The sequence below is a fragment of the Streptomyces sp. NPDC101194 genome (assembly GCF_044767885.1).
Taxonomy (GTDB): Bacteria; Actinomycetota; Actinomycetes; order Streptomycetales; family Streptomycetaceae; genus Streptomyces.
In genome coordinates, this window is sequence record NZ_JBIWOS010000010.1 from 175,722 (window position 1) to 193,698 (window position 17,977).

12 protein-coding genes and 1 tRNA gene are annotated in these 17,977 nt (G+C 70.7%); 1 reads left to right on the plus strand and 12 read right to left on the minus strand.

What is annotated here, in order from left to right; translation table 11 throughout:
- Positions 1-36: 36 nt before the first annotated feature.
- Together ACIRP2_RS30845 and ACIRP2_RS30850 are read right to left on the minus strand one after the other, a co-directional pair.
- On the minus strand, positions 37-2,154 hold the full coding sequence (locus tag ACIRP2_RS30845) for a PQQ-dependent sugar dehydrogenase (RefSeq protein ID WP_404256000.1): 2,118 nt from the start codon (positions 2,152-2,154) through the stop codon (positions 37-39).
- A 62-nt stretch (positions 2,155-2,216) separates the two neighbouring features.
- Positions 2,217-3,179: a hypothetical protein gene (locus ACIRP2_RS30850; protein WP_404256002.1), complete on the minus strand. Its 963-nt coding sequence runs from the start codon at positions 3,177-3,179 to the stop codon at positions 2,217-2,219.
- Between the two features lie 647 nt (positions 3,180-3,826).
- Here ACIRP2_RS30850 and sph point away from each other — a divergent pair.
- Entirely contained in the window at positions 3,827-4,807 is a 981-nt protein-coding gene (gene sph, locus ACIRP2_RS30855) for a sphingomyelin phosphodiesterase (protein ID WP_404256004.1), read from the plus strand.
- A gap of 405 nt (positions 4,808-5,212) precedes the next feature.
- Here sph and ACIRP2_RS30860 read toward each other — a convergent pair.
- From ACIRP2_RS30860 to ACIRP2_RS30905, 10 genes are all read right to left on the minus strand, one after another.
- A tRNA-Leu gene (locus tag ACIRP2_RS30860) sits at positions 5,213-5,297 on the minus strand.
- 434 nt (positions 5,298-5,731) lie between these two features.
- Entirely contained in the window at positions 5,732-6,883 is a 1,152-nt protein-coding gene (locus tag ACIRP2_RS30865; RefSeq protein WP_404256006.1) for a sugar phosphate isomerase/epimerase family protein, read from the minus strand.
- A 49-nt stretch (positions 6,884-6,932) separates the two neighbouring features.
- Positions 6,933-8,330, minus strand: coding sequence for a nucleotide pyrophosphatase/phosphodiesterase family protein (locus ACIRP2_RS30870; RefSeq protein WP_404256008.1), 1,398 nt, complete (start codon positions 8,328-8,330; stop codon positions 6,933-6,935).
- Positions 8,327-9,502: a metabolite traffic protein EboE gene (gene eboE, locus ACIRP2_RS30875; protein WP_404256010.1), complete on the minus strand. Its 1,176-nt coding sequence runs from the start codon at positions 9,500-9,502 to the stop codon at positions 8,327-8,329. Before eboE ends, ACIRP2_RS30870 begins: the two co-directional genes overlap by 4 nt.
- Before the next feature lie 4 nt (positions 9,503-9,506).
- Complete coding sequence (locus tag ACIRP2_RS30880; RefSeq protein ID WP_404256012.1) at positions 9,507-10,355, minus strand: TatD family hydrolase; 849 nt, start codon at positions 10,353-10,355, stop codon at positions 9,507-9,509.
- Positions 10,355-11,014, minus strand: coding sequence for an EboA domain-containing protein (locus ACIRP2_RS30885; protein ID WP_404256260.1), 660 nt, complete (start codon positions 11,012-11,014; stop codon positions 10,355-10,357). The genes ACIRP2_RS30880 and ACIRP2_RS30885 overlap by 1 nt, the downstream gene beginning before the upstream one ends.
- Before the next feature lie 28 nt (positions 11,015-11,042).
- Positions 11,043-11,900: a sugar phosphate isomerase/epimerase family protein gene (locus ACIRP2_RS30890; protein ID WP_404256014.1), complete on the minus strand. Its 858-nt coding sequence runs from the start codon at positions 11,898-11,900 to the stop codon at positions 11,043-11,045.
- Positions 11,897-12,892, minus strand: coding sequence for an SCO3242 family prenyltransferase (locus ACIRP2_RS30895; RefSeq protein ID WP_404256016.1), 996 nt, complete (start codon positions 12,890-12,892; stop codon positions 11,897-11,899). The genes ACIRP2_RS30890 and ACIRP2_RS30895 overlap by 4 nt, the downstream gene beginning before the upstream one ends.
- Entirely contained in the window at positions 12,889-14,007 is a 1,119-nt protein-coding gene (locus ACIRP2_RS30900; RefSeq protein ID WP_404256018.1) for an inositol-3-phosphate synthase, read from the minus strand. The genes ACIRP2_RS30895 and ACIRP2_RS30900 overlap by 4 nt, the downstream gene beginning before the upstream one ends.
- A gap of 152 nt (positions 14,008-14,159) precedes the next feature.
- Complete coding sequence (locus ACIRP2_RS30905; RefSeq protein ID WP_404256020.1) at positions 14,160-17,888, minus strand: ThuA domain-containing protein; 3,729 nt, start codon at positions 17,886-17,888, stop codon at positions 14,160-14,162.
- Positions 17,889-17,977 lie beyond the last annotated feature (89 nt).

The following is a 17,977-nucleotide window of genomic DNA, read 5'->3' on the forward strand; positions in this document are numbered from 1 at the left end:
GGAGCGGACCGACGGCGTCGGCCCGCTCCCCCGAGCTCAGTCGTCGGCCGGAGTGCCCGTCACCTTCAGGTGACGGACGCGGCCCGTGTTGTCGAAGGATCCGAAGCCGACCCGCCCCGAGGCGAAGACCGGGTCGGTGGCGGTGATCAGGGGGTTGCGGCTGCCGTCCATGTAGACGGCGGTCTCACCGGTGTCGGCGCAGTGGGTGAGGCGCACCTTGTGCCATCCTTCGTCCTTGATCGCCGCAGGCGCGCCGAAGGAGCCGTTCCACTGGTCGTCGATGCGCAGCCGGTCGGCGTCGTCGACCGTGAACATACCGTTGTGCGGGTAGATGCTGTTGTCGCTCGACAGGTGCGCGTACTGGTACCGGGTGTCCGACTGGTAGTCCCAGATGAGAATGACGTCACGGTTGGTGATCTCGACGGGAGTGTCGATGCGCACCTCCGCCTCGACGGTGACGGAGGAGTAGCGCGGACCGGCGGTCAGGACGGCGTACTCGAAGGGACGCCGGGGTCCGGGGTGGGCGACGCCCGGCTCGGTCAGGATCGTCTCGCGTTCGGTGTAGGCCCACTTGGCCGGGGTGAACGGCGCCCAGTTGTCGGGGCCGGTGGTGTGGGTGGTGGGGGTGTTGCCGACCTCGCAGTCGGCGAAGGTGCGGGTCCCGGTCACCTTCCAGACCTTGCCGTTGGCCTTCGAGACGATGTACAGGCCGCCGCTGCGGTCGGAGCCGAAGCGCAGGTCGACACGTTGGTCCCCGGCGAGGTCGCGCATGGTGACCGTCTTCCCGGTGGACTTGTCGAAGAGCATCAGCTGCTCCAGCGGCGCGAGCCCGGCGCCGCGGCGCATGTCCCGGGTGTCCGCGGCCAGGATCCGGCCATCCACGAGGTCGCCGAAGATGTACTTTCCGCGCAGCGCCGGCGCGTCCTTGCCGCGGTAGACGGAGCCTCCGGCGATGGCGCGGCCCACGTCGGACCGGCAGTTCCAGTCGGGTCCCGGGTCGTGGTCGTAGGCGGCGACCGGGTAGGTGTAGCCGTACCGGGCGTCGTCGGCGGGGAGGGGGAGGATACGGGCGCACGGGTCGGTGGTCTTCTTGTCGAACACGAAGGGGCCCTCGCGTTCGCTCCAGCCGAAGTTGTCACCGGCCTTGACCTCGTACACCGACTCGATGGCGTGCTCGCCGATGTGACCGAGGTACATGCGGTGGCTGCCGCCCGTGTCCCAACTGAAGCGGTGCGGGTCCCGCATGCCTATGGCGTAGATCTCCCCGAGGGAACCGGGCTCACCGACGAACGGGTTGGACGCGGGGATGCCGTACCGGCCGTTGGCGCTGTCACGGCCTGCGGGGTCGATCCGCAGAAGCTTGCCGTGCGGGAGCGTCAGGTTCTGCGGCTCGCTGTTGCCGACGCCCTGCCCTCCGTCGCCCACCGCGAGGTAGAGAAGGCCGTAGTCCTTGTCGTGGGGCTTGGCCGTCGGATTGAAGTCGATCTGCTGGATGCCGTGGACCTGGCCCGAGAATCCGATCCGCAGCACCTCGCGACGGGTGCCGTGGAAGACGGCTGCGGAGGGGTCGTCGGCGGTCCACTCGGTGACGATGCCGTGATAGGTGAGCGTGCCCGCCTGCTGGTAATCGGGGGTCTCGGTGGCCTGCGAGGCGAGCTCGGTGTGGACGGTGTAGAACCGCCCGTTCGCTGCGAACTCCGGGTGGAATGCGGCGTACCCGAGGCCCTGGCCGAGACCGCGGCCCGAGAAGAAGTGCGGGAACGCCGCCTTGACGTCCAGGTAGGGGTGCGGGGTGCCCCCTGTTTTCCGCGTCGCGGCGCCGGGGTCGGTGAGATAAAGGGTGCCGTTGAGGTCGGGGGTCGCCATCCGGCCCGAACCGTCGGGGAGTTCATTGATGGTGTTGATCCGCGCGTGGCGCACCAGACGCGGATCCGTCGGCGCCGGGACGGGTTCCGACTCGGGGAACTGCGCGAACTCCTGCAGGACGAGGCCCGTCCTGGACTGGACGGGCTGCTGCGGAATCGGGTCGGTCAGGGCGGCCGTCGTAGCGGCGGGCTCGTCGGCATGGGAGGGCGCGGCGAGACCGCCGACAGCGAGGGCTGCGACGACGGCCACGGCCGCCCAGCTCTTTCGATGGGTACGTCGTGAGGCCATGCGGAATCCTTCGGGCTGGCTCGACAAGGAAGTGGGAAAGGACGGTCCGGGGACGAGAACGGTCAGTGGCCCCGCGTCATGCGCCGGTACTCCGCCGCCACCGCTCCGGCCGGCACCGGGCGGTTCAGGAACAGGAGGTCGTCCATGCGGCAGTCGCAGGCATTGCCCTCACGGGTGTTCTGGGGAAAGCTGCCGCCGATCTTGATGCCACGGGGATCGGTGGGCGAGGCGCGGTGGGGAGCAGGCGTGGTGGCGAGTTCCCAGGGGTCGCCCGGAGTGACGTAGAACCCGTCCAGGGGCTTGCCGTCGCGGTAGAGGGCGAGGGTGCCGTCACGGAAGTCGAACGTCGCGGCCAGGTGGACCCATTCACCGACGGGCAGCAGTTCTTCCCAGGGGGCGTCGGCGGCGAAGGTCTGGGAGGCGCCGCCGTCCAGGCGCCTGCCCAGCGCGACCAGCTTCAACTCACCTTTGACCTGGATGAGTTCGAGCAGTGCCCGTACCGCGTGGCCGTCAGAGGTTCCGGACAGTACGCCGGCCAGCCCGATCGCGTTGTAGCGGTCGCCCGGGTCGGCCGTGTTGGAGTTGAGGGCGGGATTGTCGCCCGTCATCTTGAACCAGCCCATGACGGTGGCGCCACGGGCACCGTTGAAGGCCCCGAGGGACGTCATGCCCTCGGCGTCCCAGGCCCCGGCCTTCCAGTCGTCGTTGCCCGCGGTGGCCGGATTCTGCTGGCGTACCTGCAGGGCGGGCGAAGCACCCGGGTACGCCTCGTCGGCCACGCGCATCGCGGAGCCGCCGTTGATCAGGCTGAGCGTGGTGCCGGAACGTCCGATGTCCTGCTCGCGACCGGGGTCGGCGGGGTCCGGGTGTCCGAAGTCGTACGCCGCCACGGCCTGGGACCGTAGCGATGTGTGAGCGGTCGAGGGGCGGGCCGCCTGGGCCGGAAACGTGGCGGCGGCGAGCGAGGCGGTCGCGGCGAGTGCGGCGACGGCGAGTGAGTGGCGTCTGGTGCGGGACGGTCTCATACAGCCTCCCAGCGGCAGCGAAGGGACGGTCGACCGGGGTTTCCCGGTCGACAGAAAGCGCTTTCGTCCGCGTGCAACGACCATGTAACTCCCTCGCGACGGCCCTGACAATGGGCGTGTACTCGCCAATTTTTCGAGCACCCTTCCGCGGCGGCGCGGACCTCCTCGCGAACGAGGAAACGGCCCGAGCGCGGCCCGTCGGGGCGCGGACGCCGCCGACTCACGGCGGCGTACGAGCTGCTCGCCCGGGTGCGGGCGGGTGCGGCAGGTGCGCGAAGCAGCCCGATGCGCGACCGCGCAGGTGCAGGCGCACGACGGACCACATCACTCTCCGGCCTCACGTCGGCACGGGAACAGGCCAGTTGGCAGCAAACCCGATCGCGACCGCTCCGGCCGGACGCGCGCCTCGGGTGAGACGAACGGGCGCCCCGACGCCCCACCACGGCCCACCGACGACTTCCAGCCCATGCCTTCACGCCCGCACAGCCGGACCGTGAGCCGCACGCATGCATACGCACGGACCAGGTCCGATTCGTTGGTACGCCCAAGGAAAGAATCCCGGCACCTGATGTCTACCCACGGGTAACTCCCGCTGATTGGATGTGTGTCGCCTGTTCCACCCCCATCAGCAGAAGCAGGAGACCCCCATGCCGTTCACCGCGCTCCGCCGCACCTCCGGCGTGACGCTGTCCGCCGCGCTCGCCGCCGTCACACTGCTCGTCGACGCCCCTCAGGCATCCGCGGCCGACACCCCGTCCCTGCGGGTGCTCACGTACAACACGTTCCTCATGAGCAAGAACCTCTACCCGAACTGGGGACAGGACCACCGAGCGGCCGAGATACCGAAGGCGTCCTTCTTCCAGGGCCATGACGTGGTCGTACTCCAGGAGGCGTTCGACAACTCCGCCTCCGACGCACTCGCACGGAACGCTTCGGCTCAATACCCCTATCAGACACCGGTGGTGGGCAGGAGCAAGAACGGCTGGGATGCCACGGGTGGCGCCTACTCGGCCACCACTCCGGAGGACGGTGGGGTCACCGTCCTGAGCAAGTGGCCGATCGTCCGCAAGGAGCAGTACATCTACAAGGACGCCTGCGGCAGCGACTGGTGGTCCAACAAGGGTTTCGTCTACGCCGAACTGAACGTCGACGGCACCAGGGTCCATGTGGTGGGGACCCACGCGCAGTCGACCGACTCCGGATGCAAGGCCGGTGAGGCGGCGCAGATGCGCAGCCGGCAGTTCAGGCAGATCGACGCCTTCCTCGACGCCAAGAACATCCCGGCCTCCGAACAGGTCATCGTGGCAGGCGACATGAACGTCGACTCCCACTCCCCCGAGTACGCGTCGATGCTCGCCGATGCCGGACTGACCGGAGCCGATGCCCGGACCGGGCACGCCTACTCCTTCGACACCCGGGACAACTCGATCGCCGCCGACCGCTACCCCGACGACCCCCGCGAGGACCTCGACTACGTCCTGCACCGCGCCGGGCACGCGAAGCCGTCCGGCTGGACGAACGAGGTGGTCAAGGAGCAGAGCGCGCCCTGGACCGTCTCCAGCTGGGGCACGAAGTACACGTACACGAACCTCTCCGACCACTACCCGCTGGCCGCTTCCGCCCGGTAGCGGATCCGAGCCCCGCACACCCGTCACCCCGATCGTCCCACTCGAACACCGTCGGCGGACCATCGGATGTCGCGAGGCGGAGTGCCGCACGCCCGGCACTCCGCCTCATCGACGCACCCGGCGACGATCCGCCCCGAAGGGGCCCTCCTGGTCCACGCACACCAGCCGTTTCGCCTGCTGCCCGACGGAATCGCCTCGTCGGTCCTGCCGCATGCTCGGCACTCGGCTCGCCGCACCCCCCGGCAGGTGCGTACGTGGAATCGAGCTGGACGACGAGGCACGATTCCATGTCCGGTGCCGCCGGGACGCGCGGCCGTCGAGCGGCTCCGCCGGCGTCGTACGCGTGCGGTTCGCACACCGTCCGGAAACGGCAAAAGACCCCAGATGCACTGGGGTCTCAGCTTGTGTCCGAGGGGGGACTTGAACCCCCACGCCCGATAAAGGGCACTAGCACCTCAAGCTAGCGCGTCTGCCATTCCGCCACCCGGACCAGGTGGTCGGCCCCGGTTTCCCGCGGCGACATGGAAAACAATACCAGGGGTTCGGGGTGCCTCTCACCCGCGTTTCCGGTGGTCAGTGCGGTGCGCCGGACGCCGTCGGACCGATCCGGCGGACATGGACGCGCCGGATGCGCGCACCGTAGCGGTCCGACTACGAAAGGTGTCGCAGAGGGGCAGGGCATCAGAGCCTGGTCCCGGTGCCACGGTGGTCGAGGCGTCGGGCTGCGACGGTGCCCGTGCTCCGGCCGGCGGCGGCCCCGGATCCGGCCGCGCAGTACCGGGTGCCGGTCGGGCACCGTACGCTCCTGATGGCCGCCGTGGAGCGTACGGTGCCCGACGTCACCGGGCGGGCGTTCGCTCTCCTCCTCGGTCGTCAGGAGACCGGGGTGAGCCGCGGACCGCCCCTCCGGCGGCGTCGGTCGGCCTACTTGCGCAGCGCGGCCAGGTTGTCGTAGCCGGTCCGCGCGTGGTTCAGGGACTGCGCGGGGACGGTCGAGCTCGGTGCGTTGTCCTGCTCGACCATCGGGTTGTGGTAGTTCTTCGCCCCGACGCGGCGGAAGAACGTCCGGTAGTCGATGACGCCGGTACCGAAGGGGACCATGTCGTAGCCCTGGCCGTTGGTCGTGTTGACGATGCCGTCCTTGGCGTGGAACAGCGGGTAGCGCTTGTTGTTGCAGCGGACCAGCGCCGCCGGATCGAAGATGTTCTCCTGCTGGGATCCGTCGTGCGCGGTGTAGGTGTGGAACTTGTACTGGGCGACGTGCGCCCAGAAGATGTCCATCTCCAGCCATACCGTCTTCGGGTCGGTGACCTGGAGGAAGTATTCGAGCTTACGGATGCCGGAGCTGCGGGTGGGGCGGTCCTGGGCGTCCAGCGGACCGCCGTCGAGCAGGAAGCCGTAGGCCGCGTCGTGGTTGTGGGTGTACAGCTTGATGCCGGCGCCCTGAGCGATCCGTCCCAGCGTGTTCCACTTGTCGGCGGCCACGTCCCAGTCGGCACGGTACGCGCTGCCGGTGGGGTCGCCACCGGTGCCCATGTGCTCCATGCCGAGGATGTTCGCTATTTCGAGGTGGCGCTTGAACTGGTCCAGATCGCTCTGGCTCAGCGGCCAGGACGACGGGATGAAGCCGTGGTTGCCCTGGGCGCGCAGGCCGTACTCGTCCAGCCACGAGCGCAGCAGCTTCGCGCCCTCCACCGATTCGAGGTTGCTTCCGCCGGGTGCGTTGGCGTGCTGACCGTACCCGGCGAACTCGACCTGCCGGTAGCCGTAGCGGGCGAGCTCCCCGAAGACCCCACGGAAGCCCGAGGGGAGATCGGTGCTGAGCGGATCCCGGCCCGTGGCGTCGCGCACGGTGTACAGGATGATTCCTCGCTTCTCCGCCGGGACCAGCGCCTGGCCGACGCCCTGCCCCTTGCCGGATGCGGTCTGGGCCAGGGCCGGCGACGCGCCGAAGGCGGGCGCGGCGATCGCCGCTGTCGCGGCGGCCGTGCAGGTGCTCAGAAAGCGGCGGCGGCTGATGCCGAGGCTGCGGCGCAGGGCGCCGTCCGTTCCGGATTCGTCGTTGTACGCGGTCACGGTCTCTCTCTTTCTCGAAGATGCTCGAAACGCTGTACACGGACCGATCTCATGCGAGGCCGGCAAGCGTGAGGAGCAGGGACTTCACCTCGGTGGCCCGGACGGGTCCGGTGAACGCGTGGGGGGTGGAGCACAGGATGAGCGGCCCTTCTTCGTCGCTCGCGGGAAGGCGGCCGTGGCTGCCGCGAATGGGTGAGGGGTCCAGCGGGACGACCGCCATGCGGTAGCGCATCCCGAGCTTCTTGCGGGCGACGGCCGCGGCGGCCTTGACCCGGACGTACGGGTCCTGGGGATCCAGGAACAGTTCGACCGGGTCGTAGCCGGGCTTGCGGTGGATCTCGACGAGCTGCGCGAAATCGGGCGCGTGGGCGTCGTCGAGCCAGTAGTAGTACGTGAACCAGGCGTCGGGGTCCGCGACGGCGACCAGTTCGCCGGAGCGCGGATGGTCCAGGCCGTGGGCCTTCTTTCCCTCGTCGTCCAGGAGCTGCTCGATCCCCGGGAGGTCCTGGAGGGCGTCGCGCGTCGCTTCCAGGTCCTCGGGACGGCGTACGTAGACATGGGCGAGCTGGTGGTCGGCGACGGCGAAGGCACGGGAGGCCATCGGGTCGAGGTACTCCATGCCGTCCTGGGTGTGGACCTCCAGGAGGCCGGCGCGGCGCAGGGCCCGGTTGATGTCGACGGGCCGGTCGACGCGGGTGATGCCGTACTCGGAGAGGGCGACCACGGTGCGGCCTTCGCGGCGCGCGTCGTCCAGGAGCGGCGCCACGGCCCGGTCCAGATCGGCCGCGGCCCGGTGCGAGCGGGGGTCGTCGGGGCCGTAGCGCTGCAGGTCGTAGTCGAGGTGCGGGAGGTAGCACAGGGCCAGGTCGGGGTGGCGGGTGTCGAGGATGTGCCGGGTCGCGTCGATGATCCACTGCGAGGAGACGAGGTCGGCTCCGGGGCCCCAGAAGTGGAAGAGGGGGAAGGTGCCGAATTTCGCGGTGAGTTCGTCGTGCAGGGCGGGCGGCCGGGTGTAGCAGTCGGGTTCCTTGCGGCCGTCGGCGTAGTACACGGGACGGGGGGTGACGGTGATGTCGGTGTCGGCGCCCATCGCGTACCACCAGCAGATGTTGGCGACGGTGTAGCCGGGGTGGGCGCGGCGGGCGGCGTCCCAGAGTTTGTCACCGGCGACCAGACCGTTGTGCTGTCGCCAGAGCAGCACGTCGCCGAGTTCGCGGAAGTACCAGCCGTTGGCAACGATCCCGTGCTCGGCGGGGGTGGTGCCGGTGAGGAAGGTGGACTGGGCGGCGCAGGTGACGGCGGGCAGCACGGTGCCGAGGGGGGCGCGGGTGCCGGACCGCCCGAGGGCCTTGAGGTGCGGCATGTGGTCGAGGAGCCGCGGGGTGAGGCCGACGACGTCGAGGACGAGGAGGGGGGTGGGTGTCGTGTGCTGCCCGGCTTGGGTCATGGGAGCTCCTTGAGACCGAGGTCGACCAGGAGGTCGCGGGCGAGGGTGAGTTCGGCGGCGATGCCGTCGGCGAGCTGGGGGCGGGTACGGGGGCGCAGTTCGGCGGGCAGCGCCTGCCAGGTGTACGTCTCGACCTCCAGGTGCCTGGTGAGGGGCCGGGCCCCGCCGACCAGTCGGGTCAGCGTGGACCGGAGCACCGGAAGGGTGGAGGTGAGCGGCGGTGCGGGGGGTGCGTGCAGCGGGACGTGGAAGTGGGCACGCCACGGGGCTCCGTCGGGCAGGGCACGCCCGGTGACCGCCTCGTCGAGGTCGTCGGTTCCGCGCAGTCCGGCAGCGGTGCTGGTGCGGGTCTGGTGGAGGAACCGGGGTTCGGCGAAGGCGGCGAGCGCGGCGCGCACCTCGGGGAGGTGGGGGTGTTCGGCGTGCAGTGCGGCGGAGAGCTGTGCCTTGACGACCGGGACGCCGGCGGCACCGAGTGCGTCGACTGCGGTGTCGGGATCCTCGAAGGAGGTCGCGAGGTGACAGGTGTCGATGCAGATGCCGATGCGCCGGTGTCCGACGGCGGTGAGCGGTGCGACGGCGTCGGCGGTGGTCTCGACGGTGCAGCCGGGCTCGGGTTCGAGGCCGATGCGGATGGACCTGCCGGTGAGCTCGGCCAGCGCGTCGAGGCGTTCCGCGAGGGTGGTGAGCGCGGTGTGTGCGAGACCGGCGGCCTCGGCGTCGGAGTCGAACGGGGTGCGCCAGGCGATCGGGAGGGTGGAGATGGTTCCTTCGGTGACGTCGTCGGGGAGCAGCCCTGCCAGGAGGCGGGCGAGGTCGGTGGTGTGGGCGAGCCGCTCCGGGTCCGTCCAGTCCGGCTTGTACACCCGGTACTTGACCTCGTCGGCGCCGAAGCCCTCGTACGGGAAGCCGTTGAGGGTGACGACTTCCAGGCCCCGGCGGTCCAGTTCGGCGCGCAGGGAGCGCAGCTGGGACGGGTCGTTGATCAGGCTGCGGGCGGCGTCCCCGGCGAGCCACAGGCCGATGCCGAGCCGGTCGCGGCCGAGGCGCTTGCGGACCGGTTCGCAGTGGTCGCGCAGTTGGGTGCGGACCCCTTCGAGAGTCTCCGCAGGGTGGACATTGGTGCAGTACGAGAGGTGGACGGTCGAGCCGTCGGGGTGGCGGAAGCGCATGGCCTCACTCCCCGCCGCGCAGGATGGAGTTGCCCTCGTGGAGCGGTTCCGGCGCGGCGATGTCGAGCTGGAGCCGGCCGCTCTGCCCGTAGAAGGCGACGGGGTTGCGCCAGAGCACCTGGTCGACGTCGTCCTCGTCGAACCCGGCGGCGAGCATCGCGTCGCCCACCTTGCGGGTCTTGAGCGGGTCGCTCCTGCCCCAGTCGGCGGCCGAGTTGACCAGGATCCTCTCGGTGCCGTGGGTCCTGAGGACCGCGATCATGCGGTCCTCGTCCATCTTGGTGTCGGGGTAGATGGAGAAGCCGGCCCAGCAGCCGCTGTCGGTGGCGTCCTTCACGGTCGTCTCGTTGAGGTGATCGAGCAGGACCCGCTCCGGGGGGAGGTGGGATTCGCGGATCACGTCGAGGGTGCGGTGCAGACCGGCGAGCTTGTCGCGGTGCGGGGTGTGCACGAGCGCCGGCAGGCCGTGGTCGGCGGCGAGCTGGAGCTGGGCGGCCAGGGCGGTGTCCTCGGCGGGGGTCATGGAGTCGTAGCCGATCTCGCCGACGGCGACGACGGAGTCCTTGACGAGATAGCGCGGCAGCGCGTCCAGGACGGGGGTGCAGCGGGGATCGTTCGCCTCCTTGGGGTTGAGGGCGAGCGTGCAGTGGTGGGCGATGCCGTACTGCGCGGCACGGAAGGGCTCCCAGCCGAGCAGGGCGTCGAAGTAGTCGAAGAAGCTGGCGGGCGAGGTGCGGGGCTGGCCGAGCCAGAAGGAGGGTTCCACGAGGGCGCGGACGCCCGCGTCGTACATCGCCCGGTAGTCGTCCGTGGTGCGGGAGGTCATGTGGATGTGGGGGTCGAAGATACGCATCAGGACTCCTCCGTGGGGGCGGCGGCGCCGGGTGTGGTGAGGTGGAGAACGCGGGTGAGATCGGCGGGGACGTCGCGGTTCGCCGCGATGCGTTCGGCCGCGAAGTCGCCCAGCATCCGGGCGAGTTCGGCGTCGCCGCGGGAGCGGCGTGCCAGTTGATCGACGGCGTCGACGGGGACGCCGGTGAAGAGGCATTTGAGAATGGCGTGACGCCAGTTGTGCGTGTCGAGATGGGCGGCGGCGTACGGTCCGACGGCCGCGGCGACGAGCCGGGTGTCATTGGTGCGCAGTGCGTCCTCGACGAGCGGGAGGGCGGTGGGGCCGAGGTCGAGCCGGTGCAGGGCGAGCAGGACGGCACGTCGTTCGGCGGCCGTGCCCTGCTCGTAGAGTCTGGTCAGGGCGGGCAGCGCGGCGCGGGCCTCGATGAGCAGGAGGACCCGTACGGAATCGGCGTGCTGGAGTCCGCAGTGGCGGCCGGCGGCGGCGTACCGCAGCTCCCAGGGCGGTACGGCGTACGGGCCGCCGGGCTGTTCGGTGCCCTCGTGGGCGGCGGCGTGCTCGGCCTCCGCGAAGGCCTCGTCGAGCCAGGCGCGCGTGGCTCCGCCGAGCTGTGCGTCGAGTTCCTCGCGGGTCAGCAGCGGGGTGGTCGTCGGGGTCATCGGCATGGCGTTGCTCCCTTCGGCGGTTTCAACGGCTCGACGGGCTGTGCTTGCGGAGGAACTCGATCGAGGTGCGGGCGAGTTCGGGACCGGCGTGGGAGTGCCGGGGGAGTTCGACGACGACGAGGCCGCGGTAGCCGGAGTCCGGCAGGGCGTCGAGCGCTTCGAGAAGGGGCGGGAAGTCGATCTCGCCCTCGCCGAACGGGAGGTGTTCATGGACGCCCCGGCGCATGTCCTCGATCTGGACGTGCCGCAGCCAGGGGGCGGCGTCGCGGACGCAGTCGACGGGCGCGGCCGGTTCCAGGCACTGGCAGTGGCCGATGTCGAGGGTGAGTCCGAGAGGCGGTGGATCGCCGCTGAGGACGCGCAGGTGGTGGAAGTCGGCGAGGGTGGCGAGGAGGTGCCCGGGTTCGGGTTCGATCGCCAGGGGGATGCCGGAGCGGTCGGCGGCGTCCAGGACGGGCGCGAGGGAGTCGGTGAGCCGCTGCCACGCGATGTCGGGGGTGGTGTCCGGCGGGGTGATGCCGCTGAAGCAGTGCACGGCGTGGGCGCCGAGGTCGGCGGCCACGTCGACGGCGCGGACGAGCAGCCGTGTGCGGGCGGCGCGGGCCTCCGGGTCCGGGTCGAGGAGGGACGGACCGTGTTTGCGACGGGGGTCGAGGACGTAGCGGGCACCGGTCTCGACGGTGACGCCCAGGCCCAGCTCCCGGAGCCTGGAGGCCACCTTGCGGGTGCGGGCGGCGAGATCCGGGGCGAGGGGGTCGAGGTGCATGTGGTCGAGGGTCAGGCCGACCCCGTCGTAACCGAGATCGGCAAGGAGTCCGAGGGCGTCGTCCAGGCGGAGGTCGGTCAGCCCGTTGGTGCCGTAGCCGAAGCGGATCGTCATGTGGGGCTCACCTTCCGGGCGAGGGTGCGGGCGAGTGGGACCAGTCCCATGACGGCGAGCCCTGTTCCGGCTGCTCCGGCGCGGGCGGCCAGAGCGGCCTGGAGCGGGATCATCGCCCGGATGCCGCCGCCGACGGCGCGCTGGGTGAGCGGTGGGGACGGGTTGAGGGCGGCGTGGAGGAGGGGCCCTGCGGCGGTGCGGAAGTAGGCGCCGGTGAGGCCGGTGAGAAGGAGGCGGGGGGCGGTGCGGGTGACCGACGGCCGGTGCGTGGTCGCTGCCCTACTTCCGCGTCCCGCGGCCGTGGGCACGCCGTCGGATCCGTGCGGCTCCCGCCGCCCTCGCAGGGCCGCGGCGCCCACGGCCGCGGTGGCCGCGAGCGCGGTGAGGGGGGTGATGGTGGATCCGCCCTGCGCCTCGTGCCGTGAGACGGCGGTGACGGCATAGGTATGTGCCCCGAGCAGACCGGCCGCCGGGAAGGCACCGCGAACGAGGCCACGCGATGCGGAATCCGCGGCGGAGGCCGGGCCCGGCGCCCCCGTCGTCGCCGCCGCGGTGGCGGTGGCACCGAGCAGCAGATCCAGACCTCGCGCCGCCGCCATCGCCGCCGGTCCCGCCGGGGTGTGCTTGAGGCGGAGGTCGTACGCCCAGACCGTCGCCGCCAGTCCCGCGGCGACGGCGAGGGCGGGGCGGCCCGCGCGGGCGGCGAGGCCCAGGCCCGCGGCCGTCAGCGTGCCCGCCGCCGCGAGGGCCGCGCCGGGAGCGATCCGTCCCGAGGGGATCGGGCGGTGCGGGCGGTCGACGGCGTCCTCGTCGCGGTCGGCCCAGTCGTTGAGCGCCATGCCGGCCTCGTACAGACAGAGCGAGGCGCCGACGGCGAGCGCGGTACCGCGGTCCGGACGCAGGCCCGTCGCCGCCGCCCCCGCCAGCGCGTCCCCGGGGACGGTGAACAGCGCCGACACCCGCAGCAGTTCCGCCCAGGCCCGTACCGTCACTTCTCCCCCCGCAGCGTCTCGGCGAAGGCGAGCAGCGCCGTGTACTGCTCGAAGAGCGAGGCCGGCCCGCCGTCCGGATCCTTGAAGTAGAAGCCGAGCTGGGGCAGCGGGCCGGTCAGTCCCTTCTCGTGGGCCCGGGCGACCAGTCTGGCCAGGTCGAGGACCAGTGGTGCGGCCAGTGCGGAGTCGCAGCCCTGCCAGGTCGTCTGGAGCACCATGCGCGCCCCGAGGAATCCGTCGAACGCGATGTGGTCCCAGGCCGTCTTCCAGTCGCCGAGTGCCGGCACGTCGTCGATGTGGACCTCGCCCTCGGGCGCGGTTCCCAGCGTGTCGGCGAGGACGCGTTCCTTGCCGGCGTTCTTGGCCGCGGCCGCGCCCGGGTCGGCCAGTGCCGCTCCGTCGCCGCCGCCCAGCAGGTTGGTGCCGGACCAGGCCCGTACGGGCAGGGCCCGTTGCACGAACATCGGGGCGAGCACGGAGCGCAGCAGCGTCTGACCGGTCTTGCCGTCGCGGCCCGCGTGAGGAAGTCCGCAGTCCGCGACGGTGTCCTGGAGGGCGGGGGTGCGCAGCCCGGTGGAGGGGGTGAAGTTGATGTACGGACAGCCGGCCCGGAGCGCCGCCGCGGCGTACAGCGAGCTGGCGGGCAGCCGCCCGTCGCCGGGGGCCGGGACGGGTTCCGTGGAGGCGACATTGACCACGACCGTCCTGGCCAGGCCGTGCCGCTGTCCGAAGTCGGTGAGGTCGGCGGCGAAGGCGGTGATGAGCGCCTCGTCGCCGCGGGTGTCGCCGGGCAGCGGTCCGCCGGGCCGGATCTCGGCGTCGGCGGCGTCGAGTTCGGAGCGTACGGCCGCGGGAAGGCCGTACGGCAGGACTCCGCCGGCGGCCAGTGCCTCGGCGCGTTTGGGCAGCGGACAGCCGACGGTGTCGTGCCCGCCGAAGACCAGTGAGGTGAGGGCGGGCAGCCCGCTGGCCGCGAACGGCGGGGTCTCGGTGACCATGCCTGCCGCCGGATGGAGCCCCGCCGCGACCGCCGCGCACCCCGCCGTGGCGGTGGTGGCGACGGAGCCGCGTGCTCCGATGAACCAGACTCCGGTGCGAACGGCGGGTGCTGTCACTGGCTGCCTCCCTGGCTGGGGATCCTGGCTGGGCAGAGCGGGTGGCGCTGTGCGACGAGGGGACGGGATCGACGAGGGTTCTTGGTCTCGCGTGGTGACGGCGGGCGGGGAGGAAGGGTCTTCCCCGCCCGCCGTCGGCCGGGTGCACCGCCCTACGCGGAGGGCAGCTCCTTCAACTGGATGTTGCGGAAGGACACGTGGTCGTCGGCACCGTGGTTCTGCAGGCCGATGTATCCGTTCTTCAGGCTCCGCACCGGATCGGTGTTGGTGAAGTCGTTGATCCTCACCCCGTTGAGGAAGACCTGAAGCCGCTCTCCCTGGACCTTGATCTCGTAGCTGTTCCACTGGCCGGGCGGTCGCAGGACCCGGTCCCGGGCCTGGATGTCCGCCGCCTTGAAGGTGTAGATCGAGCCGGTGGTGCGGTCGGGTGCGTCGGTGGCGTCGATCTGGACCTCGTAGCCGTTGTTCACCGCGGACCAGGGGTCGTCGGACTCCGGGAAGCCGACGAAGACACCGGAGTTGTCGTCGCCCTCCAGCTTCCAGTCGAGCTTGAGCGAGTAGGACCCGAGTTCCTTGGCCTGGTAGGTGAGCAGGCCCATGCCGCCCTGGGACCGCAGTTCACCGTCGACGATGTCGAACTTCCCGGGGCCGGCCTGCTTCCACCCTTCGAGCGTCTTGCCGTTGAAGATCGACCGGTAGCCCGTGTCGGGCTTGCAGTCGGCCTTCACCTGGCCGGCCGCGTACCGCATGCCGCCGAGCAGGAGTTGGCGGAAGGCCGGTTCGGCGTAGGACTCCTTGGTGTGGCCGAGCCCGGTGTAGAAGGAGCGGCCGCCCTGGTAGCTCTGGCACCAGGTGATCGGGTGATCGCCCTTCATGGTGCCGCCGGTGTAGGTCGTCTCGTCGAGTGTGGCGAGGACCTTGGCCTGACCGCGCGGGTTGGTGCGGTAGTTGTACCACTCGTCGGTGCGGTTCCACTCGTCGTCGAGGTGGGCGGTCGCCGGGTGCTTGTGGTCCTCGACGCGGACGGTGGCGGGCTGGATCGCGGGGTGCGAGGAGAAGTACGCGCCGACGAGTCCGCCGTAGAACTGCCAGTCGTACTCGGTGTCCGCCGCCGCGTGTACGCCCATGTAGCCGCCGCCGTTGGCCACGTAGTTCTCGAACGCCTTCTGCTGATCGGCGTCGAGCACGTCACCGGTCGTCGAGAGGAAGACGACCGCGTCGTAGCGCGCCAGGTTCGCGGTGGTGAACTGGCGGGCCTCCTCGGTCGCGTCGACGGTGATGTCGCTGCCCTTGCCGAGCTCCTTCAGCGCGGCGATGCCGTCGGGGATCGCGTCGTGGCGGAAGCCGGCGGTCTTCGAGAAGACCAGGACCCGCTTGGCGGCCTTGCCGGTGGTGCTGTGGGTGAGCTCGAAGTCGTCGACGTCGTACAGCGCCCCGTCGCCTCCCTTGAAGACGAGGAAGAGCTCGGTGGCCTTCTTGGGAACGTTTCGCAACGATACGTCGACGTCCTGGAAGTTCTCCCAGCCGCCGGTCACCGGCACCGGGGTCGAGCCCAGGAGCGTACCGGTCGCCGAGCCTGCCCGGACTTCCAGGAAGCCTCCGCTGCCACCGGACGCGATGCGGGCGGTGAGCTTGTTGGAGTCGCCGAGGATGTACGGCTTGAAGGAGATCCAGTCGCCGTTGTGGATGTCGCCGACGGTCTTGCCGCCGTTGGCGGTCGCCTTGTCGTAGACCTTGATCCCCGACGAGGCGCTGAAGTGCTCGGCCTGGCGGTGCCGCGGCTGGAGCTGGGCCTGGTCGTGGCCGGACAGGGATGCCTGACCGCCGCCTCCGCCGTCCGTGTAGGAGGCGTCGATGACCCCGAAGATGTTGGCGTTCGGGTCGTGGCCGCCGTCGACGGCGGTCTTGATCGTGCCGGAGCAGCCGTTGACGGTGGTGATGGGGTGGCCGTGGCTGTCGTGGCCGAGGACGAAGCGGACCTCGACCTTGGAGCAGTCGATCGTGCCGTCCTCGGGATCGGTGACGGTCACCTTGAACGGGATGTCGTCGCCGAAGCTGAACAGCTGCCCGTCACCGGGGAGTTTCAGCTCCACCTTCGGCGCGGTGTTGCCGACCGTGACATGGACACTCGCCGAGGCGGTCCGACCGGTCGGGTCCTTGGCGGTGACGGTCGCCGTGTAGGTGCCGTTCTTCTTGTACGTGTAGCTGGGGTTGGCGGCCGTCGAGGTGCCGCCGTCACCGAAGTTCCAGGCGTACGTCAGGGGATCGCCGTCGGGGTCGACGGTGCCCTCCGAGGAGAAGTTCACCTTGAGCGGTGCCGTGCCGGAGGTCTTGTCGGACGATGCCACCGCGTTGGGAGAGCGCCCGCCGGTGGCGTTCTCGATGCGGTAGAGGGCGGAGTTCTCGTCGCCGCCGAACCAGCTGGTGCCGTAGTCGAGTACGTACAGCGCCCCGTCGGGTCCGAAGGCCATGTCCATCACCTGGGTCCCGGTCCACGGGACGGGGTTGATGGACCGGACGGTGCCGTCGGCGTCGTGCTCGATGGCCTTGATCCAGCGCCGGCCGAACTCCCCGGCGAAGAACTGGCCGTCGTAGGACTCGGGGAACTTCACGGGCGAGTCGAGGTCGGCGTCGTAGTGGTAGACGGGTCCGCCCATGGGCGACTCGGATCCGGTGCCGAACTCGGGTACGGATCCGCCGTCGTAGGGAATCCAGGCGGGCTGGGCGGGCGGGAGGTCGACGAGACCGGTGTTGTGCGGAGAGGTGTTCTTCGGGGCGGCGCAGTCGAAGGAAGCGCCGGACGTCTTCGTCGCGAAGTCGTAGTCGACGTACGCGTCGTTGTTCCCGGTGCAGAACGGCCAGCCGAAGTTGCCCGGCTCGGTCACCCGGGCGAACTCGACCTGGCCCGACGGGCCCCGCTTGGGATCGGCCGCGCCCGCGTCGGGCCCGTAGTCGCCGACGTAGAGGATGCCGGTGGCCTTGTCGACGGAGAAGCGGAACGGGTTGCGGAAGCCCATCGCATAGATCTCGGGACGGGTCTTGTCCGTACCGGGTGCGAAGAGGTTCCCGTCGGGGATGGTGTACGAGCCGTCGTCGGCGACCTTGATCCGGAGGATCTTGCCGCGCAGGTCGTTGGTGTTGCCCGCGCTGCGCCGGGCGTCGAACGCCGGGTTGCGGTCGGGGCGCTGGTCGATCGGGGTGTAGCCGTCGGAGGCGAACGGGTTGGTGTCGTCACCGGTCGACAGGTACAGATTGCCCTGGGCGTCGAAGTCGATGTCGCCGCCGACGTGGCAGCACATGCCGCGCGAGGTCGGGATGTCGAGGATCTTCTTCTCGCTGGCGTTGTCGAGAGTGCCGTCGTCCTTCAGGACGAAGCGCGACAGGCGGTTCACGCCGTCGAACTTGGCGAAGTCGGCGGCCGTGCCGTTCTCGGGGGCGTCCCCGGAGGGGGTGTCCAGCGGGGGCGCGTAGTAGAGGTAGATGGCCCGGTTCTTGCTGAAGTCGGGGTCGATGGCGACGCCCTGGAGCCCCTCCTCGTCGTGCGAGTACACGGGGACGGACCCCACCACGCGGGTGTTCCCGCCGCTGTCGGTGAGACGCAGCTCGCCGGTGCGCGAGGTGTGCAGCACACTGCGGTCGGGAAGGACGGCGAGGGTCATGGGCTCGCCGGTCTCGGCTGCGCCCTTGGCGAGGGTGACCTGCTGGAATTCCTCCGCCGCCGCGTCGGCGGCGGCCGGCGAGGACGGTCCCGTCGCAGCCGCTCCGGGCGAGGCGCCCAGGGCGAGGGTCGCCGCCGCGAGCAGGCCGCCGGTGAGCAGCGCGAGGGATTTGCGGGCGCGGAGCCGCGTTCGGTTCCTGCTTCTGGCTCTTGTTCTGTGCACGAGTGTCCTCCGGAGAGTGCCGGTTGTACGGGCGGGTGCTGCCGTGCCGTTCTGCGCGGGGACTGCCGCGCAGGTCATACGGGGCCGAT